The following is a 15,444-nucleotide window of genomic DNA, read 5'->3' as shown; positions in this document are numbered from 1 at the left end:
AGCCTTCTGTGCGCCGCCGCGCAGGCCACCAGCTGCATCCCCCTGATGAACTACGCGACCTGCCCCGACGATGCGCTGTCACTGCCCGGTCCGACCCGGCACGTCGCTTCTCGCCTGACGTGCGACCTGACCCAGCACGCGGCAGGGACCGGGCGACGACCGCCCCGGCGGGCCGGCCGGAACAGGTTCCGCCGTGGACCCTTCCTTCTTGGTACACCGCGCCGGCCCGGCTGTCGCTACTGATCCCCCTCGTCATCACGCTCGCCGCCGGCTCGCTCCCGGATCCCCTCACGTTCGTCGTGCTGCTCGTCGTGTACGCGGGATGGAGCCTGCTGCGGGCCGTATGGCTCAGGGGGCGACCGCTCGCGGCCGTCAGCGCGGCACGTGGAAGCACGGCGTGGCGGTCGTCGCAGACCTGGGGCTGCTCGTCGGTCTGACCCTGACGTCCGGCGGTCCGGACTCCCCGGTGCGCTTCGCCTTCTTCGTCTGGCCGGTGGCCACGGTGATGTGGCGCCTGCCCAAGCTCTTCCTCCGGTGTTGAATCTCGCCGAGGTTCCTGTGGGAAATCCACATGCCCAAGCCGCCCCATGCTGAACTCCCGTGCCGTCGCACAGATCTGACTGTGCGACGCGCGACGCCCGTCCTCGGCCGGACGCGGACGGCTCGGGCTCAGGAGCTCGTGAGGATGACGAGTTGCCGGGTCGCCCGGGTCATCGCGACATAGCGGTCGACCGCCCCTTCGATGCCCTCGCCGAACGCCTCCGGGTCGACGAGGACGACCAGGTCGAACTCAAGGCCCTTCGACAGCTCCGGGGTCAGCGACCGGACGCGGGACGTCGCCCGGAACGTGGGGTCGCCGATGACGCAGGCGATCCCGTCGGCGTGCGTGGCGAGCCAGTCGTCGAGGACCGATGCCAGGTCCGAGACCGCTCCATGGACGACGGGGATGTCGCTGCGGCGTACGGAGGTCGGCACATTGGCGTCCGCGAGCGCGGCGCGGATGACCGGCTCGGCCTCCGTCATGATCTCTTCCGGCGTCCGGTAGTTGATGCTCAGGGAGGCCACGTTGATCTGGTCGAGCCCGACCCGCTTGAGCCGTTCCTCCCACGACTCCGTGAACCCGTGCCTGGCCTGGGCGCGGTCCCCGACGATGGTGAAGCTCCGGGACGGGCAGCGGAGCAGCAGCATCTGCCACTCCGCGTCGGTCAATTCCTGTGCCTCGTCCACGACGACGTGCGCGAACGGGCCGGCGAGCAGGTCCGGTTCGGTACCGGGCAGCGCGCTCTCGTCGATCAGGCTGTCCTGCAGGTCCCTTCCGCGCAGCATCGTCACCGCGCCTTCGCCGTCGGCATCGGCTGCGACCACGTCGTCGATGACGCGGGCCATGCGCTCGCGTTCGGCGGCGACCGAGGCCTCGTGCCGGCGCTTGCGCAGGGACGTCTCCGGGTCACCGAGCCGCTGCCGTGCCGCATCCAGGAGCGGCAGGTCGGACACCGTCCAGGCCTGGGCGTCCTTGCGCTGCAGCTTCCGGACGTCCTCAGGGCTCAGCCAGGGAGCGCACAGCCGCAGGTAGGCGGGCACCGTCCACAGGTCTCCGACGAGGTCGGCCGCTTCGAGCATCGGCCACGCGCGGTTGAGGGTCGTGACCAGTTCTTCGTCGTGCAGGAGGGACCGCCGGAACAGATCGGGGGACACGTCGTCGCCGTCGTGCTTGTCCAGCAGGATCGTGACCAGCTCTTCCCAGATCTGCTCGCGCGCCTCGTTGTGCGGAGTACCTGGCTCTGCTGCTTCGAACGCCTCGGCCCAGTCGTCGGCGCTCAGCCAGATATCGGACCAGGACGTCGTGACCGTCATCCCCTGAGTGGGCGGCTCTTCGTAGATGCTGACGGCCTTCTCGATCGCCTGCACCATGTCCGCGGACGACTTCAGGAGAGCCACGTCCGGGTCGGGCTCGATCGCCGCTCCGGCTCCCTCGGCGACGAGGTCCCGCAGCGTGCAGGTCTGTACGCCCTCCTCTCCGAGGCTGGGAAGGACGTCGGCGACATAGGCCAGGTAGGGCTGGTGCGGACCGACGAACAGCACGCCGCCCCGACGATGGCCCAGGCGAGGGTCGGAGTAGAGGAGGTAGGCGGAGCGGTGCAGAGCGACGACGGTCTTCCCCGTACCTGGACCGCCGTCGACGACGAGTGCGCCGCGGGACCCCGCCCGGACGATGGCGTCCTGGTCGGCCTGGATGGTGGAGAGTACGTCTCGCATCCGGTCCGACCGGTTGCTGCCCAGGCCGGCGATGAAGGCGGACTGGTCGTCGAGCGCGGCGTGCCCTTCGAGCCCGTCGGTGCTGAACACCTCGTCCCAGTAGTCGCTGATCCGCCCGCGGGTCCAGCGATACCTGCGGCGGCTCGACAGACCCATCGGGTTGGCGTGGGTCGCCGCGAAGAACGGCTCGGCCGCGGGGGAGCGCCAGTCGATCAGCAGGCGACGCCCCGAGCTGTCGGTGAGGCCAAGTCGTCCGATGTACAGGGGCTCGGGGTTGTCCGCGCTGACGATGTGTCCGAGGCACAGGTCCAAACCGAAGCGACGCAAAGCGCGCAGACGACCGGTCAGCCGATGCACCTCCAGGTCCCGCTCCATCGCCTCCCGGCCCACGCCACCGGGCGCCCTGCGCTCGGCATCGAGGCGGTCGGAGAGTTCGGCGATCGCCTGCTCCAGGCTCTCCGCGATGCCCGCGAAGTGCTGCTCGTCGCCGGCGATCAGAATCGGGTCGGCCTTGGGGGAGAGGCGCTCGGGAAGGTCGAACGCGCTAGTGGTCACGGGGTCCATTCACCGGCTCCGATCTGACGTGGCGCCTGCGCAGTCCGTCGGCGCGCACCCCTGCCCCTCGGCGGCGAGTGCCCGCAACCTCAGCGCGAGCCCCACCAGCGGTTCGACGCCACCGCACCACCCATGAACCGACAACACCACACGCACTTCGTGAATCTCCGATTTCCGCAGGTTCTGGCTTTGGCCAGCGATTCTGCGGCACGACCGGGGTCTTGCCACAAGCCCCCCTGTGCGCTATACGTTGAGAGTGGAAAGGAGTGGGTAGCCCCCTTTCCCTCACCGCCCGCTCTGGACGGACGCCCTCCTCACGAAGCGCAGCGCGCGCCACGTACGGCGCAGTCACGGCGTGCACGTATGACGCGAACGCGCCCGAGCCGCAGGTGCCTGCCCGTTCCGGCAGTACCGCCCCGCCAACCGGCCCACCCGGGCTCGCAGCCCGGCCGCATCGGGGATGTGCTGGGGAGATGGGAGCGAAGAGCGCCGATGGGCCGCCGGGGGACCCGAAACGGGCCGGAGTTCTCACCGCAGCCTCCATCGCCCTGTTCTGCATTCAGCTCGACTTCTTCGCGCTGAACCTGGCCATCCCCGGTATCGCCGTCGAACTGCAGGTGACCGTCTCCGCCGCCCAGTGGACACTGTCCGCCTACATGCTTGCCATCGGCTGCCTGTTCATCGTCGGCGGCCGTCTGGGTGATCTCCTCGGCCGCCGCCCGGTCCTGCTCACCGGAATCGCGCTGTTCGCGGCGGCCTCCGTGGGCTGCGCCCTCGCCGGCAGCCTCGGCGTGCTCGTCCTGGCCCGCATCGTCCAGGGAATCGGCGCGGCGCTGATCTTCCCGGGCTCCGTCTCCGTGATCACCAACACCTTCCCCGACGCCACCAGGGCCCGGGCGCTCGGGGCCATGTTCGGCATCGCCAACGTGGGCACCGCCCTCGGGCCCTTCGTCGGCGGAGGTTTCACCGACGGCCCCGGCTGGCGGTGGATCTTCTGGCTGCTGGCGCCCCTGAGCGCCCTCGCGCTGCTGATCGCCCTGCGGTACGTCCCCGACTCCCGCGACGACACCGCTTCCCGACAGGTCGACCTGCCCGGCTGCCTGGCCGTCGTCACCAGCCTCGCCGCCCTGACGCTCGCCGTCGAACGCGGCAGCGCCTGGGGCTGGGACCACGCGCGCACCCTCACCCTGCTCGCCGTCGCCGTGGTGAGTGGTGCCCTTTTCGTGCTGCGCGAGCGCGCCTGCCGCCACCCGCTGGTCGACTTCCGGCTCTTCCGCAACATCTCCTTCGACCTGGTCACGGTCATGGGGTCGATCTGCAACATGGGGTACGCCGTCACCGTCTTCCTCGCCACCCTGCAACTCCAGCAGGAGCGCGGCCTGTCCGCGCTGCTCGCCGGGACCGTATTCCTCGCCCCTGCGCTCATGGTGGCCTGCTCCGGCCCACTGGGTGCCTGGCTCTCGCAGCGGATGCACGCCACCGGCGTCATGGCCCTCGCCGGGGTCATCGCCGGCTCCGGCATGATCGGCATGAGCCTGGTGTGGGCCTGGTGGCTCTACATTCCGGTCTTCACCTGGTGCGCCCTCGGCCTCGGCCTCGGCTGGACCTTCGCCAGCGTCGCCACCCAGCAGGTCATCGCGCCCGCCCGCGCCGGCGAAGCCTCCGGTGTCGTCCTCACCGCCCTCGTCGTCCTCGGCGCGATCGGGCTGGCCGCCACCGCTGCGGCGATCACCGCGCTCACCCCTGAGACCGGCCCGGAGGAGGCATACGACGCCATCCTGCGCACCGGCGGCGCGATCACCCTCGCGGCCGCGGCCCTCGTGCTGTTGGTCAACCGCCGGCTGGGCACCCGGGGCCACGTACCGCCACGCCGGGACGAACCCCTCGCAGGCCACTCCGGGCCGGGCTGAGGGGGCCGGGGTGCCCCTTGTCGCGAGGTGGCGGAGCGGCGCCCGGGCTCGTAGCCGGTCTTCGCGCAGAGCGAGAGGTCGGGCCCTGCATCTGGCAGGGCCCGACCTGTCGTTGTCGTACGCATCGATCCGTACGACGGTCCCGAGCCGCCGGCGCGAACAGGAACGGCTCAGGAAGCTCGGCGGACGTCAGCCGTGCAGCGCATCGATGAGCGCCTTGGTCACGTCCTCCGTGGACGCGGTTCCGCCCACGTCGCGGGTCAGGACGCCGGCAGCGGTCGTGGCTTCGATGGCCTGGTGCAGCCGGGCGGCCTGCTCGGCAAGCCCGAAGTGCTCAAGCATCAGGGCCGCGCTGCCCACCGCCCCGATCGGGTTGGCCAGGCCCTGGCCGGCGATGTCGGGTGCGGAACCGTGCACGGGCTCGAACATGCTGGGGAAGCGGCGCTCGGGGTTGAGGTTGGCGCTCGCGGCGAGTCCGAGACTGCCGGCAAGGGCGCTGCCCAGGTCGGAGAGGATGTCGGCGTTGAGGTTGGAGGCGACGACGACCGAAAGGTCCTCGGGGCGCAGGACGAACTTCGCCGACATGGCGTCGACGAGGACGCTCTCGGTCTCCACGTCGGGATAGTCCTCGGCGACGCGCTTGAACACGTCGTCCCAAAGGACCATGCCGTACTGCTGGGCGTTGCTCTTGGTGACGCTGGAGACCTTGCGCCGGTCGCGGGTCCTGGCGAGGTCGAAGGCGAAGCGCACGATGCGCTCGCAGCCGACTTCGGTGAACAGGGCGGACTGGACGGCGACTTCGCCTCCGGGGCCGCGGGCCGAGAGGTTACGTCCGCCCAGACCGGCGTATTCGCCCTCACTGTTCTCGCGTACCACGACCCAGTCGAGATGGGTGTCGTCGGCCTTGCGCAGGGGGCTGCGGACGCCGGGCAGGAAGTTGACGGGGCGGACGTTGGCCCACTGGTCGAAGCTTTGACAGATCTTCAGCCGTAGCCCCCACAGGCTGATGTGGTCGGGAACGGTGGGCCAGCCGACGGCGCCGAAGTAGATGGCGTCGAAGTCCTTGAGGCGCTCCAGACCGTCGTCGTCGATCATCTTGCCGGTCCTGGCGTAGTACTCGCAGCCCCAGGGGAACTCCTCCCAGTCGAAGGAGAAGGCGCCGCCCGAGTCCTGGGCCAGCGCGTCCAGCACGGTGCGTCCTGCGGCGACGACTTCGGCGCCGACACCGTCGGCGGGGACGGCGGCGATCCTGAACGTCTGGGGTGCGGTCACAAGGGGCCTCCGGAAATGAGCGGGTGCGGCGGTGCTTCGTTCGACGCACACGAGTCAACACGGGGGCCTGCAAGGCGTCCAAGACCTGCTTCCGATACGACCCATAGGCGGTGTCGATCGGTATGGCGGCAGGTCAGGAAGCGGTCCCGTCCCGGCTTTCGGCGCTGCGCCGCCTGGCCAGGGAGCGGGTCAGGTCCAGGAAGGAACGGGCAGCGGGGGCCAGGTGCGCGGGCAGGCTGATCATGGCGACGTGCAGGTGTGCTGTGGGCTCGATGGGTGCGACGGCGGCTCCGCACCGATGTGCCAACCGCGTCCAGGACGCCGGGAGTACGGCGATCCCCACGCCGGTCATCACGAGCGGGAGGATGGAGGTGCGGTGGTCGACGATGGCCACGATGTCGGTGTCCGTGCCGGCTGCCATGATGTCGTCGACGATGGTGCGCATCAGGCTCCCGGGGCGGGAAGCGATGAGTTTGTGCCCCGCGAGATCCTCCGGGCGCAGAGCGACCCCGTCCTGGATGTCGCCACCGGGCGCCGAGACCACCACGAAGGGCTGGGCCTCGACGGACAGGACATCGATCCCGGGTGCGTCGACCGGGCTGGCTGACCCCAGCAGACCGAGCTCGCAGGCGCCACTGCGGACAAGGGCGACGACCTCTTCCGGCGTGAAAGCGGCCCGGGTGCTGACCGTCAGCGAAGGGTGCAGTTCGGCGAAGCGCTGGATCAGGGTCGTCAGAGGCTCGATACCGGGTGAGGGCATGACGGCGACTTCGACACTTCCGCCGTGCAGGCCGGACATCGCTGCCGCCTTCTCCCGTACGGCGTTCAGATCGCGCAGCACACGTCGGCTGGGTTCCAGAAGCTCTGTCCCGGCTTCGCTGAGCACCACGCCGCGGCCCAACCGGTGGAAGAGGGGGACGCCGAGATCGGACTCCAGATTCGCCATCGCCTGTGACAGTGAGGGCTGAGCGACGTGAAGAGCGGCTGCCGCCTTGCTGAAGCCGCCGTGCTCCACGATGGCGAGGAAGTATTCGAGCTGCCGGGCGTCCATGGCGCCTCCCGAATCGGAAGGAAAACAGATAGCCGCAGCCTATCGGTGCAGGCTGCGGCGGGAACTCCCGGGTACGGAAGCCTCCGCACCCGGGGCACTGTCAGGCGCGGGGCGAGGCTGCCTCCGGATCCGGGCGGCGAGCGGCTTCCTCGGACTCCGGAACCGGCGACGACTGCACAGGCCTGCCTGCCGTGTGCGTCGCGGGTGGCGCTTCGGTGACATGGCCTGCCAGTACCTGCCGGGCGAGTGCGAGGTCGACGCCGTTCTCCCACTTGGCGATGACGAGTGTCGCCACGGCGTTGCCGTAGAAGTTGACCAGAGCGCGACACTCGGACATGAACTTGTCGATGCCGAAGATGAGCATGATGCCCGCGGCCGGGACATGGCCGACGGTCGACAGGGTGGCGGTCAGCGCGATGAAGCCCCCGCCGGCGACTCCTGCCGCGCCCTTGGAGGTGAGCAGCATGACGGCGAGCAGTCCGAGCTGCTGTCCCACGGAGAGTGTGGTGTCGGTGGCCTGTGCGATGTACAGGGTGGCGAGGGAGAGGTAGATGGCGGCGCCGTCGAGATTGAAGCTGTAGCCGGTCGGCACCACAAGACCCACGGTCGATCGTTCCACTCCCATGAACTGGAGCTTGCGCATCAGGCCGGGTAGGGCGGGCTCGGCCGTCGAGGTGCCAAGGACCAGGAAGAACTCCTCCTTGAAGTAGCGGAAGAGCTGGAAGATGTTCAGCTTCACGTAGGCGGCCAGAACCGACCCGAGCACCACGACGACGAAGAGAATCGACGTGACGTAGAACAGCAGGATCAACGAGCCCAGGCTCGTCAGCGTGGACAGGCCGAACTTCCCGATGGCGTAGGCCATCGCGCCGAAGGCACCCAGTGGGGCCGCCTTCATCACGAAGGACAGCACCTTGAACACCACGTCGGTCAGCCGATTGACACCGGCGATGAGCGGTTCACCGATCGTGCCGACCGACTTGATGGCGATGCCGAAGATCACCGCGAGGAAGATGACCTGAAGGATGTCGCCCTCGACGAAGGCACCGAAGAAGCTGTGGGGGACCAGGTTGGTGAGGAACTCCCACCACTGCTGGTGCTCGCCCTTCTCGATGTACTGGCCTGCGTCATCCGAGGTTGCCAGCCGGGACGGATCCGCGTGGACCCCGTCGCCGAGACGGAAGACATTGATGGCGACCAGGCCCGTGGCCAGGGCCGCGATCGTGCCCACCTGAAAGTAGGTCAGGGCCTTCAGGCCGGTGAGCCCGACCTTCTTCAGGTCGGCCACTCCGGCGATACCGCCGATGATGGTCAGAAAGACGATCGGCCCGATCAGCATCTTCATCGCGGCGATGAAGGTCGTACCGATCGGCTCCATCGAGGTGGCCAGATCAGGCCACCGCCACCCCAGCGCGATGCCGACGACGATCGCGGCCAACACCTGGATGTAGAGCTGCCCGTACCAGGGCTTTGCCTTCGTCGCTGTGCTCGTTGCGGCGTCGTGCGGGGTGTGCGTCATTGCAACCTCCATCCGGGGGGAGTGGTCCCGCCTGCACGCCCTGCGGGCACGGCGAAGCTGCCGTGCTGCGCGCTACCTTCGCGGATGCCGGCTCGGCGGAGACCGTGCGACGCCGAGACCGTGCGACGTCCCACTCACTAGCAGGACAGTGAAGCCGGTCACACGACGTGGGGTCCACGACCAAAAATCGATGCCCCGCATAGGACGCGCCTATGGAAGATGCCGCCACTACCCGGCGGATCGCCGACGCGCTCGGCTGCCGCGATGTCACAAGCACGGGCGGAGGGAGGCAGTTCGTCATCGCCCCGAGCGCCGGCCTCGGCACGCAGCCGATAGGTCAGGTACCAGATCTCCTGCCGGGCAGGCAGGTGAGGAGGGAGGCGGCGAGGTGGTCATGGTCCGTCAGCCTCCGCGAGCAGCAGAACCTGACGGGTGGCACGATGACCGCGCCACAGGAAGGTCACCGCACGGTGCGCCGACTCGTTGTCGACGGCTTCGACCAAGGGAGTGCCCTCCCTCATGACGCTCTCCCAGAACTCGGCGGTCAGCGTGGTGCGTTCGGCGGGTCCGGCCGCAGCCAGACGTGCGGAGAGATGGGCGATGCGGAGGCTCGTCACACCGTGCGACACCGGGAGGTGACTGCCGTGCGGGGTGGCGCACGTGGTGGGGGCCTGCGCGGGTCATGTGTTGCCTCCCGTGTCTGCCCCCGCGCCCGAACGGTCGGTGCTGAGCAGGCCGAGCGCGCCGGCCGGCGGGCCCGTTCGGCGCGGGCGCGGCGTTCGGTGCGGCCGGGGGGGGGTGTTCTCGGTGTGCCATCCCCGGAGCTTTCCGGTCAGGGAGGTGTGCGGCGGTACGGGGGCTGTCGGGTGTCCCGCCCGACGCGCAGGCGCTGTGGGCGGGACATGGCGGGGGTGGGAGCCGTGCCACCGTGCGGTGGCGGGGCCTCAGTGGGCGAGGCGTATGCGGTGCAGCAGGTCCTGGCCCTCAGGGTCGGAACCGGACTTCTCGACCACGTACGCCCGTCCTGGCCGAACTGCGCTCCGCCATAGATGCTCAGCCCACCCAACCGGACGGGGCGAACTGACGGGTGACGGGCCGTCAACTCGCAATGGATACGGGCACATTCCTCGTTCCATCAAGCCCGGTACCGGGCGTCCCGACGGCGGGGCATCACAGCTCCTGGTGGATGCGGTTCAGGTCGACGGTGAGCGCATCGAGCCAGATGACCGAGTCGATGAGGAGGGCGGCGGCGACCGCACGCGCGTCGTGGTCCGGGCTGTTGCGCGGGATGGGGGGTGCGACTGCCAACAGGCCCCGGATGTCGAGGGATTGGGGGAGATCCTGCGGTGGACCCTGGTGCGTGCACAGATGCCGGGCCAGAGCACGGTAGTCGGCTGCCGTGTTGTCGGCCGCGTGCCGCAGCCAGGCGCCGACCTCGTCATGGGTGATCCTGCCCGGGCGGCCGGGCAGCAGACGCTCTCCGCGCCGGGCGTCCGCCCCGGCGACCAGCACCGCCGGCCAGTCCGGCTTCCCGGACACCTGGTGCCTCGGCTCGCACTGGTATTGGGCCAGGCTCTCCCGTGCGAGGACCAGGGCGCGATTGACCAGAAGGACGGTGGTGTCGGGTGTCCTGCCGGTGTCACTGTGCTCGACGACCCGTGTGGTGGTCTGTCCGATGGCGTCGGCGATGGCCGAGCACAGGGCCGCCATGCTTCTGCGTACCTCGCTCCCCGCGCCCCGTGGCCAGGCGACCAGGCCGCAGGCCAGCCCGATGACGCTGCCGACCAGGACATCCACCAGCCGCACCGGGGCGATCTGCCAGGTGACGGAGGAGACCTGCGCGAACAGCGTCGCCACGACCAGGGTGAACCCGCCCTGCGCCCAGGCCAGTCCGCGTAGCGGCCCCGCGATGAATGCCGTCAGCATCACCACCGGTAGCACCAGCGCATACACCGTGACCCGGTCGTGGACCAGCGCCAGCAGCCCGCCGGCCAGCACCGCGCCGGCAAGCGTGCCGATGAGCGCCTGCCGGACCGCGGACCAGGTCTCCAGGCTGGTCGTACGGGTGAGTGTGAGGGTGGCGAGCAGCACCCAGAAGCCGTGCTGGAGGTCGAGGAGCCCCGCGATCGCACGGGCCGCGGCCAGGCCGAGCGCGAACCGGCAGGCGTTCTGGAAGATCACCGAGCGGGGGGTGAGGTGGACACTGAGTCGGCGCCACCACAGCTCGTGGGCGCGCGCCCGCGCGTAGGTGAAGGCGTGCCCGGCGGGGTTCCGGTCGACGGAACGGTCACCGAGCAGCAGCCGGGTGGCCAGGGCGAGGACGACGGCGCAGTCGGCGGCCTGTACCACCAGGGACCGGCGGCGCAGATAGATGAGCCGGTCGTCGGTGCCCAGCCGCACCAGGGCGTCCACGGCCCGGTGGGTGCGGGCCGGGGCCAGCCGGCCCTGCAGGGCCGCGGTGGACGGCCCCTCGCCGGGCTCCAGGCGCTTCCCCGCCCGTAGCGCGCAGGCCGCCTCACGAGCGGCGGCGCTGATGTCCTGGAGCAGCGCCACCGTCTCCGGGTGGTACGTGAGGTGCGGACCGGCCGAGGAGTGCAGGGCTTCCAGCCGGGCCAGCAGGGCGCGGGCCGTCTCGGCGGCGTGGCCCATGGCCTTGTGACGCACGCCGGGGGAGGCGGGCAGATCCGCCGGGGGGACCCGGGAAGGGCGCAGCGCGTCGCCGGCGGCGTGTGCGCGAGCGAGCTGCGGCGCGGGGGTGGGCCCGGCGTGTTGATCGGCCAGCTCGGCGGCCGCGTCTGCGGCATCGGCCAGCAGCCGGCGATAGGGCGGGGTGTCGGGTTCGGGCAGCACGAAGCGCTGGGCCAACGCGAGCAGGACCGCGCCCAGCAGAAAGCCGGACAGCCGCTGGCCCAGGGTCTCCGGGGCGTAGGGCGGGAAGCACGGCAGGATGTACAGCAGTTGCATCCCGGGAGCCGCCCCGGCGATCCGCGGCCCGGTGGTGCCCGCGTACGCGACCATGAACCCGATGACGAGCATGCCGAGGACGGCGGCCCAGGTCCGTACGGCGAGCAGCGTGCCCAGCGTGATGAGTACGAGCCCCGCGGGCACCGCGGTGAGCGTGGTCGCCGCGCGCTGCCGCCCGGACCCCGGGATGCGGGCGAGCACACCGAGCGACACCACGGTGAAGGTGGCGTACACGGACATGACCGTCCGGTCGAATCCGTAGCGGCACACGTAGAAGGCGACGCAGGCGGCTACCGTCACACGGACCGCGGTGCCGACGACCGTGCGGTGCCCGCGCAGGCCGTCCCTGCCGTGCTCCAGCGCGTAGCGCAGTCTGCGCGGTGCCGCCCGCACCGGCCCGCCGGCCGTACGCCGCGAGCCGGAGCGCGGGGGCTCTCCCTGCTGCGGGCTCACCCTTCCACTATTGGCCAGCTGCTCCGGGTCCGCACCGCGCGGCGCTCAGGCACCGGACGACCGCATCGTGCGTGGTGCCTACGTATCGTGCTGTCGGCGCACCATCTCGGTGATCCAGATGGGCGCGAACGGAGAGGTGCAGCCCGGGGAAGTCGGGTAGTCCTTGAGCACTTCCAGGCGCTCACCGATGTCGAGTGCACGGGTGCGGTGCTCGGCGTGCTCGATCCCGATCTGAGCCAGGCAGTGGTTCATCGCCCACTGCAGGCGAGCCGGGGCGCCTTTCATCTCCGCCTCGATGACATCGAGCAGTCCTGGGAGGTCGAGGCCCTCGGGCTTCTTCGCCACGCGTTCGGTGGTCAGCGCCCAGCCGGCACTCGCGACCACTGGATCCGGATCGGCGGACCAGGCCAGGCGCAGCTCTTCGGAATGCGGGTTCTTCTTCACCACGTAGTTCACGAGCCAGTCGTGCACCTTGGGTGTGCGCGCCTCGCGCACCATGACGTCCAATTCGTCCCGTCCGAACGCCTTCGGGCGGCAGATCAGGATCGCCAGCAGTCTCGCCGAGCTGTCATCCGTCTCCCAGAGCCCGCACGCGAGTTCCTGCTGCGTCTTCAGCCGCTTCGCGAGAGCGCGCAGCTTGCTGAGGTTCACACCGTGAGCGTCACCGTGCTTCTCGTTCACCTCGCGGATCTTCGGGTCCTCGAGTTCGGCCAGCTCGGCCATCACCTCGGCCACCATCGTCTCGGCCACCTCAGCCTCCTGTCCATCACGAGCGGGATTCAGCCTACGACGGAAGCCGGCCTCCTGTCGTACACGCGGTTCGGCCGCAGCCACCGAGACGAATTCCCGCTCCTTCGCAAATGCGCAGTGGTTCTCGCCCGGTCAGGAGAGTCAATGGCTCAGCCATACACCACCGGTTCGTCCGGCAGATTCGGGAAGACGCCGGACGCCCTTTCCGCGCGACACGGTCCGGACTTACCAAATGAGACGAATTCTCGGTCGACCGCGAGCCTCGCACCGGCAAGCACCCCGCCCTCCCGCACCGGTCAGCCGGTCCAGCGCCCCGTCAGGAAGGTAAGGGCGAACACGGTGCTCAACGGCGTGACCAGGCAGAGGTAGGCGGTCTGGAAGCGGGGGCTGCGCAGGCTCCGGGCGGCCAGGAGGATCCACAGTGGCCACCACAGGAGCGCGGCGCGGGGGACGGACGTGTACCAGTAGGAGGTGCCCAGAGCGCAGAGGCTGAGTGCGACGTAGACGGTCTCGGGCCAGCGGCGCTTGCGGGCCAGCACGACGAGCAGGGCCAAGCCGACGAGCATGGCCGCGAGTTCCGCCTGGAACATGAAGGCGTACCCGGTGCTCTGGGCGTGGTCGAAGGCGTTGTGCCAGGTGTTCGCCCAGGCTTCCCACGGGGTGTGAAAGGTGCGGTACCAGCCACGCTCCTGTGCGTGCTTCCAGGCCATCCAGTCGCCGGTGTGGGCATGCAAAAACCAGCTGAAGAGGGCGAGGGGGAGCGCGGGCAGAGCCAGCCAGGGCAGAAGGCGCAGGTCCCGGGCGCCGCGGGCGGTGAGGAGGAAGTGGGTGATGAGGGCCGCGGCGAGGAACAGTCCACTGACGCGTACGGCTGTGGCCGCGGCGGCCAGTGTCATGGCCAGGGGCCAGTTGCGGCGTTGAGCCGCGAGCCACGCAGGCAGGGCCAGGGCCAGGAAGAGTGCCTCGGTGTAGCCGACGGCCAGGAAGACGGCGCACGGGGAGAGCAGGAACAACAGGACGGTGCGTCGTCCTGCCCCGGCGTCGGGCAGGTGGTGCCGGGCGATGCGGGCCAGGGCCAGCACGGCGACTGCTCCGGCAACGAGGGAGATCAGCATTCCGGCCAGCGCCCAGTCCCACACGATGAAGTGGACCGCGCGCAGCACGAGGGGGAAGCCGGGGAAGAAGGCTTCCCGGTTGTCCCAGTCGGGCCGCCATGGCCCGGCCCGGCCGGGAAAGTAGCCGTCCCGGGCGACATTCAGGAAGTGGTCCCAGTCCCAGTGCTGAAAGGGTGCGAGGGGTGGGCCGGGGGCGTGCGCGGCGGGATCGGAGGGGAACAGCCACTGGGCGCAGTAGGCCGTGATCCAGATCGCTATTCGGGTCAGCAGGTAAAGCCAAAGGATGTCCCGGTCGGCCGGGCTGAGGCGCCGGACCGCAGGACCGCGCACTCCCCAGCGCACACGGCCGGTCCGTGCGGCAGCACCGAGGGGACGCGGCAAGCGCCGGCGGGACGGTGCCGGAGGGCGGGGGGAGGCATGGGGGCGCTCGCCCACCTCGAAGGGCATAGTGGGCATAACGGACTCCTAGGGGTGTGCGCAGGCATGCCGGATCGCCCGGTGACGATCCGCCGGGGTGGGGGAGGGCAGGCTGGATCAGGGCGGCGAAGTGGCCGTTCCTTGAGCAGTGTTTGAAGGCGGCGCCGAGGGCGTTTCTTGGGCAGTGTTTGACGGCGGCGGCGTGCCCGGTCCTTGAGTGGCGCCCGTAGGGGAGGTGCTGACCGTGGACTCCGGGGTGGGCGAGGAACTGGAGCCGGGCCTGGTGGGAAGGGGAGAAGGCATCGCGTCCGGAGACGGCCTGGGTGTGACGGCCGGGCCCACGGAGGCCGACGATCCGGGGAGGAGTGCGACGGCAGTGGCGGCACCGCCGAAGGCAAGGCACGCCACCGTCACCAGCGCGCCGACGCGTCGACGGCGCGCCCGCCGCCCGCGCGCGGCGATCTGGACCACCGGTGCGGTCACGGCGCGGTCCTGCCCGGTGCCGGCCGCTTGCTGGAACAGGGACCGCAGCGGGTCCTGGGGCTCAGACACCGGGCGCCTCCTCAATGCGCGGGTCGTGCAGGCGGTGAGCGAGTGCCTTGCGGCCACGGCTCAGATGCGTTTTGACCGTGCTCCCCGACAGGCCCGTCTCGCCCGTGATCTGCTCGACGGTGAGATCGCACAGATAGTGCAGAGTCAGCGTGCGACGCTGCTGGACCGGCAGTTCACGCAGCGCCTCGACCAGCGCGACCTGCGCCGGTTCGGGCCCTTCGACGTGTGGCGGCGCACCGCTGCGCCGCCACGCGTCAGCGCTGCGGCGCAGATACCGCCACCGGCTCACCGCCAGCCGCCACGCGACCGTGCGGATCCACGCCTCCGGCTGTCCGTCACGGTCGAGCTGCCGACGCCGGCTCCAGCCCTTGACGAACGCCTCCTGCACCACGTCCTGCGCCTCATGCAGGTCGCCGAGCATCACGTACAGCTGTCCCGTGAGCCGCGCGACCGTCTGGGCGTAGAACTCCTCGAACTCCTCGACGGTCAACAGCCTCTCCCGGATCTCTCGCTTCACCTGCTATACGCCCCGCAGGCGGCATCCGGTCGACACGCAAGGCAAGGAAACAGCGTGAGCGTTGTCACGGAACGAAACCGTCCCGGCGCGCATCAGAGGCGGCCGGACCGGTC

General features: G+C 70.1%; 11 protein-coding genes. 2 read left to right on the top strand and 9 right to left on the bottom strand.

All coding sequences use genetic code 11. The features are described 5' to 3' along the window. The first annotated feature begins 397 nt into the window (after window positions 1-397). Window positions 398-541, top strand: coding sequence for a hypothetical protein (locus tag ACH4FH_RS12270; RefSeq protein ID WP_398555725.1), 144 nt, complete (start codon window positions 398-400; stop codon window positions 539-541). A gap of 128 nt (window positions 542-669) precedes the next feature. On the opposite strand, the gene helR is transcribed toward ACH4FH_RS12270, so the two are convergent. Continuing rightward, window positions 670-2,820 (bottom strand): RNA polymerase recycling motor ATPase HelR, encoded by a 2,151-nt coding sequence (gene helR / locus ACH4FH_RS12265; RefSeq protein WP_398555724.1) that lies wholly within the window; start codon window positions 2,818-2,820, stop codon window positions 670-672. A gap of 464 nt (window positions 2,821-3,284) precedes the next feature. Here helR and ACH4FH_RS12260 point away from each other — a divergent pair, with 464 nt between their 5' ends. Then, window positions 3,285-4,721 (top strand): MFS transporter, encoded by a 1,437-nt coding sequence (locus ACH4FH_RS12260; RefSeq protein ID WP_398555723.1) that lies wholly within the window; start codon window positions 3,285-3,287, stop codon window positions 4,719-4,721. A gap of 189 nt (window positions 4,722-4,910) precedes the next feature. Here the strand turns inward: ACH4FH_RS12260 and ACH4FH_RS12255 are convergent, their stop codons facing one another. From ACH4FH_RS12255 to ACH4FH_RS12220, 8 genes are all read right to left on the bottom strand, one after another. Next, window positions 4,911-5,993, bottom strand: a complete 1,083-nt coding sequence (locus ACH4FH_RS12255; RefSeq protein WP_398555722.1) for a tartrate dehydrogenase — start codon at window positions 5,991-5,993, stop codon at window positions 4,911-4,913. 133 nt (window positions 5,994-6,126) lie between these two features. Further along, window positions 6,127-7,044, bottom strand: a complete 918-nt coding sequence (locus ACH4FH_RS12250) for a LysR family transcriptional regulator (protein ID WP_398555721.1) — start codon at window positions 7,042-7,044, stop codon at window positions 6,127-6,129. A 100-nt stretch (window positions 7,045-7,144) separates the two neighbouring features. Further along, entirely contained in the window at window positions 7,145-8,563 is a 1,419-nt protein-coding gene (gene dctA, locus ACH4FH_RS12245) for a C4-dicarboxylate transporter DctA (protein WP_398555720.1), read from the bottom strand. A 392-nt stretch (window positions 8,564-8,955) separates the two neighbouring features. Then, a complete protein-coding gene (locus ACH4FH_RS12240) occupies window positions 8,956-9,180 on the bottom strand; it encodes a hypothetical protein (protein WP_398555719.1) in 225 nt (74 codons plus the stop codon). Between the two features lie 553 nt (window positions 9,181-9,733). Then, window positions 9,734-11,980: an FUSC family protein gene (locus ACH4FH_RS12235; protein ID WP_398555718.1), complete on the bottom strand. Its 2,247-nt coding sequence runs from the start codon at window positions 11,978-11,980 to the stop codon at window positions 9,734-9,736. 78 nt (window positions 11,981-12,058) lie between these two features. Continuing rightward, window positions 12,059-12,718 carry a DNA alkylation repair protein gene (locus ACH4FH_RS12230; protein ID WP_398555717.1) on the bottom strand — a complete coding sequence of 220 codons (660 nt, stop codon included), beginning with the start codon at window positions 12,716-12,718 and terminating at the stop codon, window positions 12,059-12,061. Between the two features lie 308 nt (window positions 12,719-13,026). Beyond that, window positions 13,027-14,301 (bottom strand): mannosyltransferase family protein, encoded by a 1,275-nt coding sequence (locus ACH4FH_RS12225; RefSeq protein ID WP_398555716.1) that lies wholly within the window; start codon window positions 14,299-14,301, stop codon window positions 13,027-13,029. Between the two features lie 505 nt (window positions 14,302-14,806). Continuing rightward, complete coding sequence (locus tag ACH4FH_RS12220) at window positions 14,807-15,304, bottom strand: SigE family RNA polymerase sigma factor (RefSeq protein ID WP_398556058.1); 498 nt, start codon at window positions 15,302-15,304, stop codon at window positions 14,807-14,809. Between the last annotated feature and the right edge of the window lie 140 nt (window positions 15,305-15,444).

Source organism: Streptomyces sp. NPDC017993 (genome assembly GCF_044328065.1).
Lineage (GTDB): Bacteria > Actinomycetota > Actinomycetes > Streptomycetales > Streptomycetaceae > Streptomyces.
This window is presented reverse-complemented; position numbering and strand designations above follow the sequence as displayed.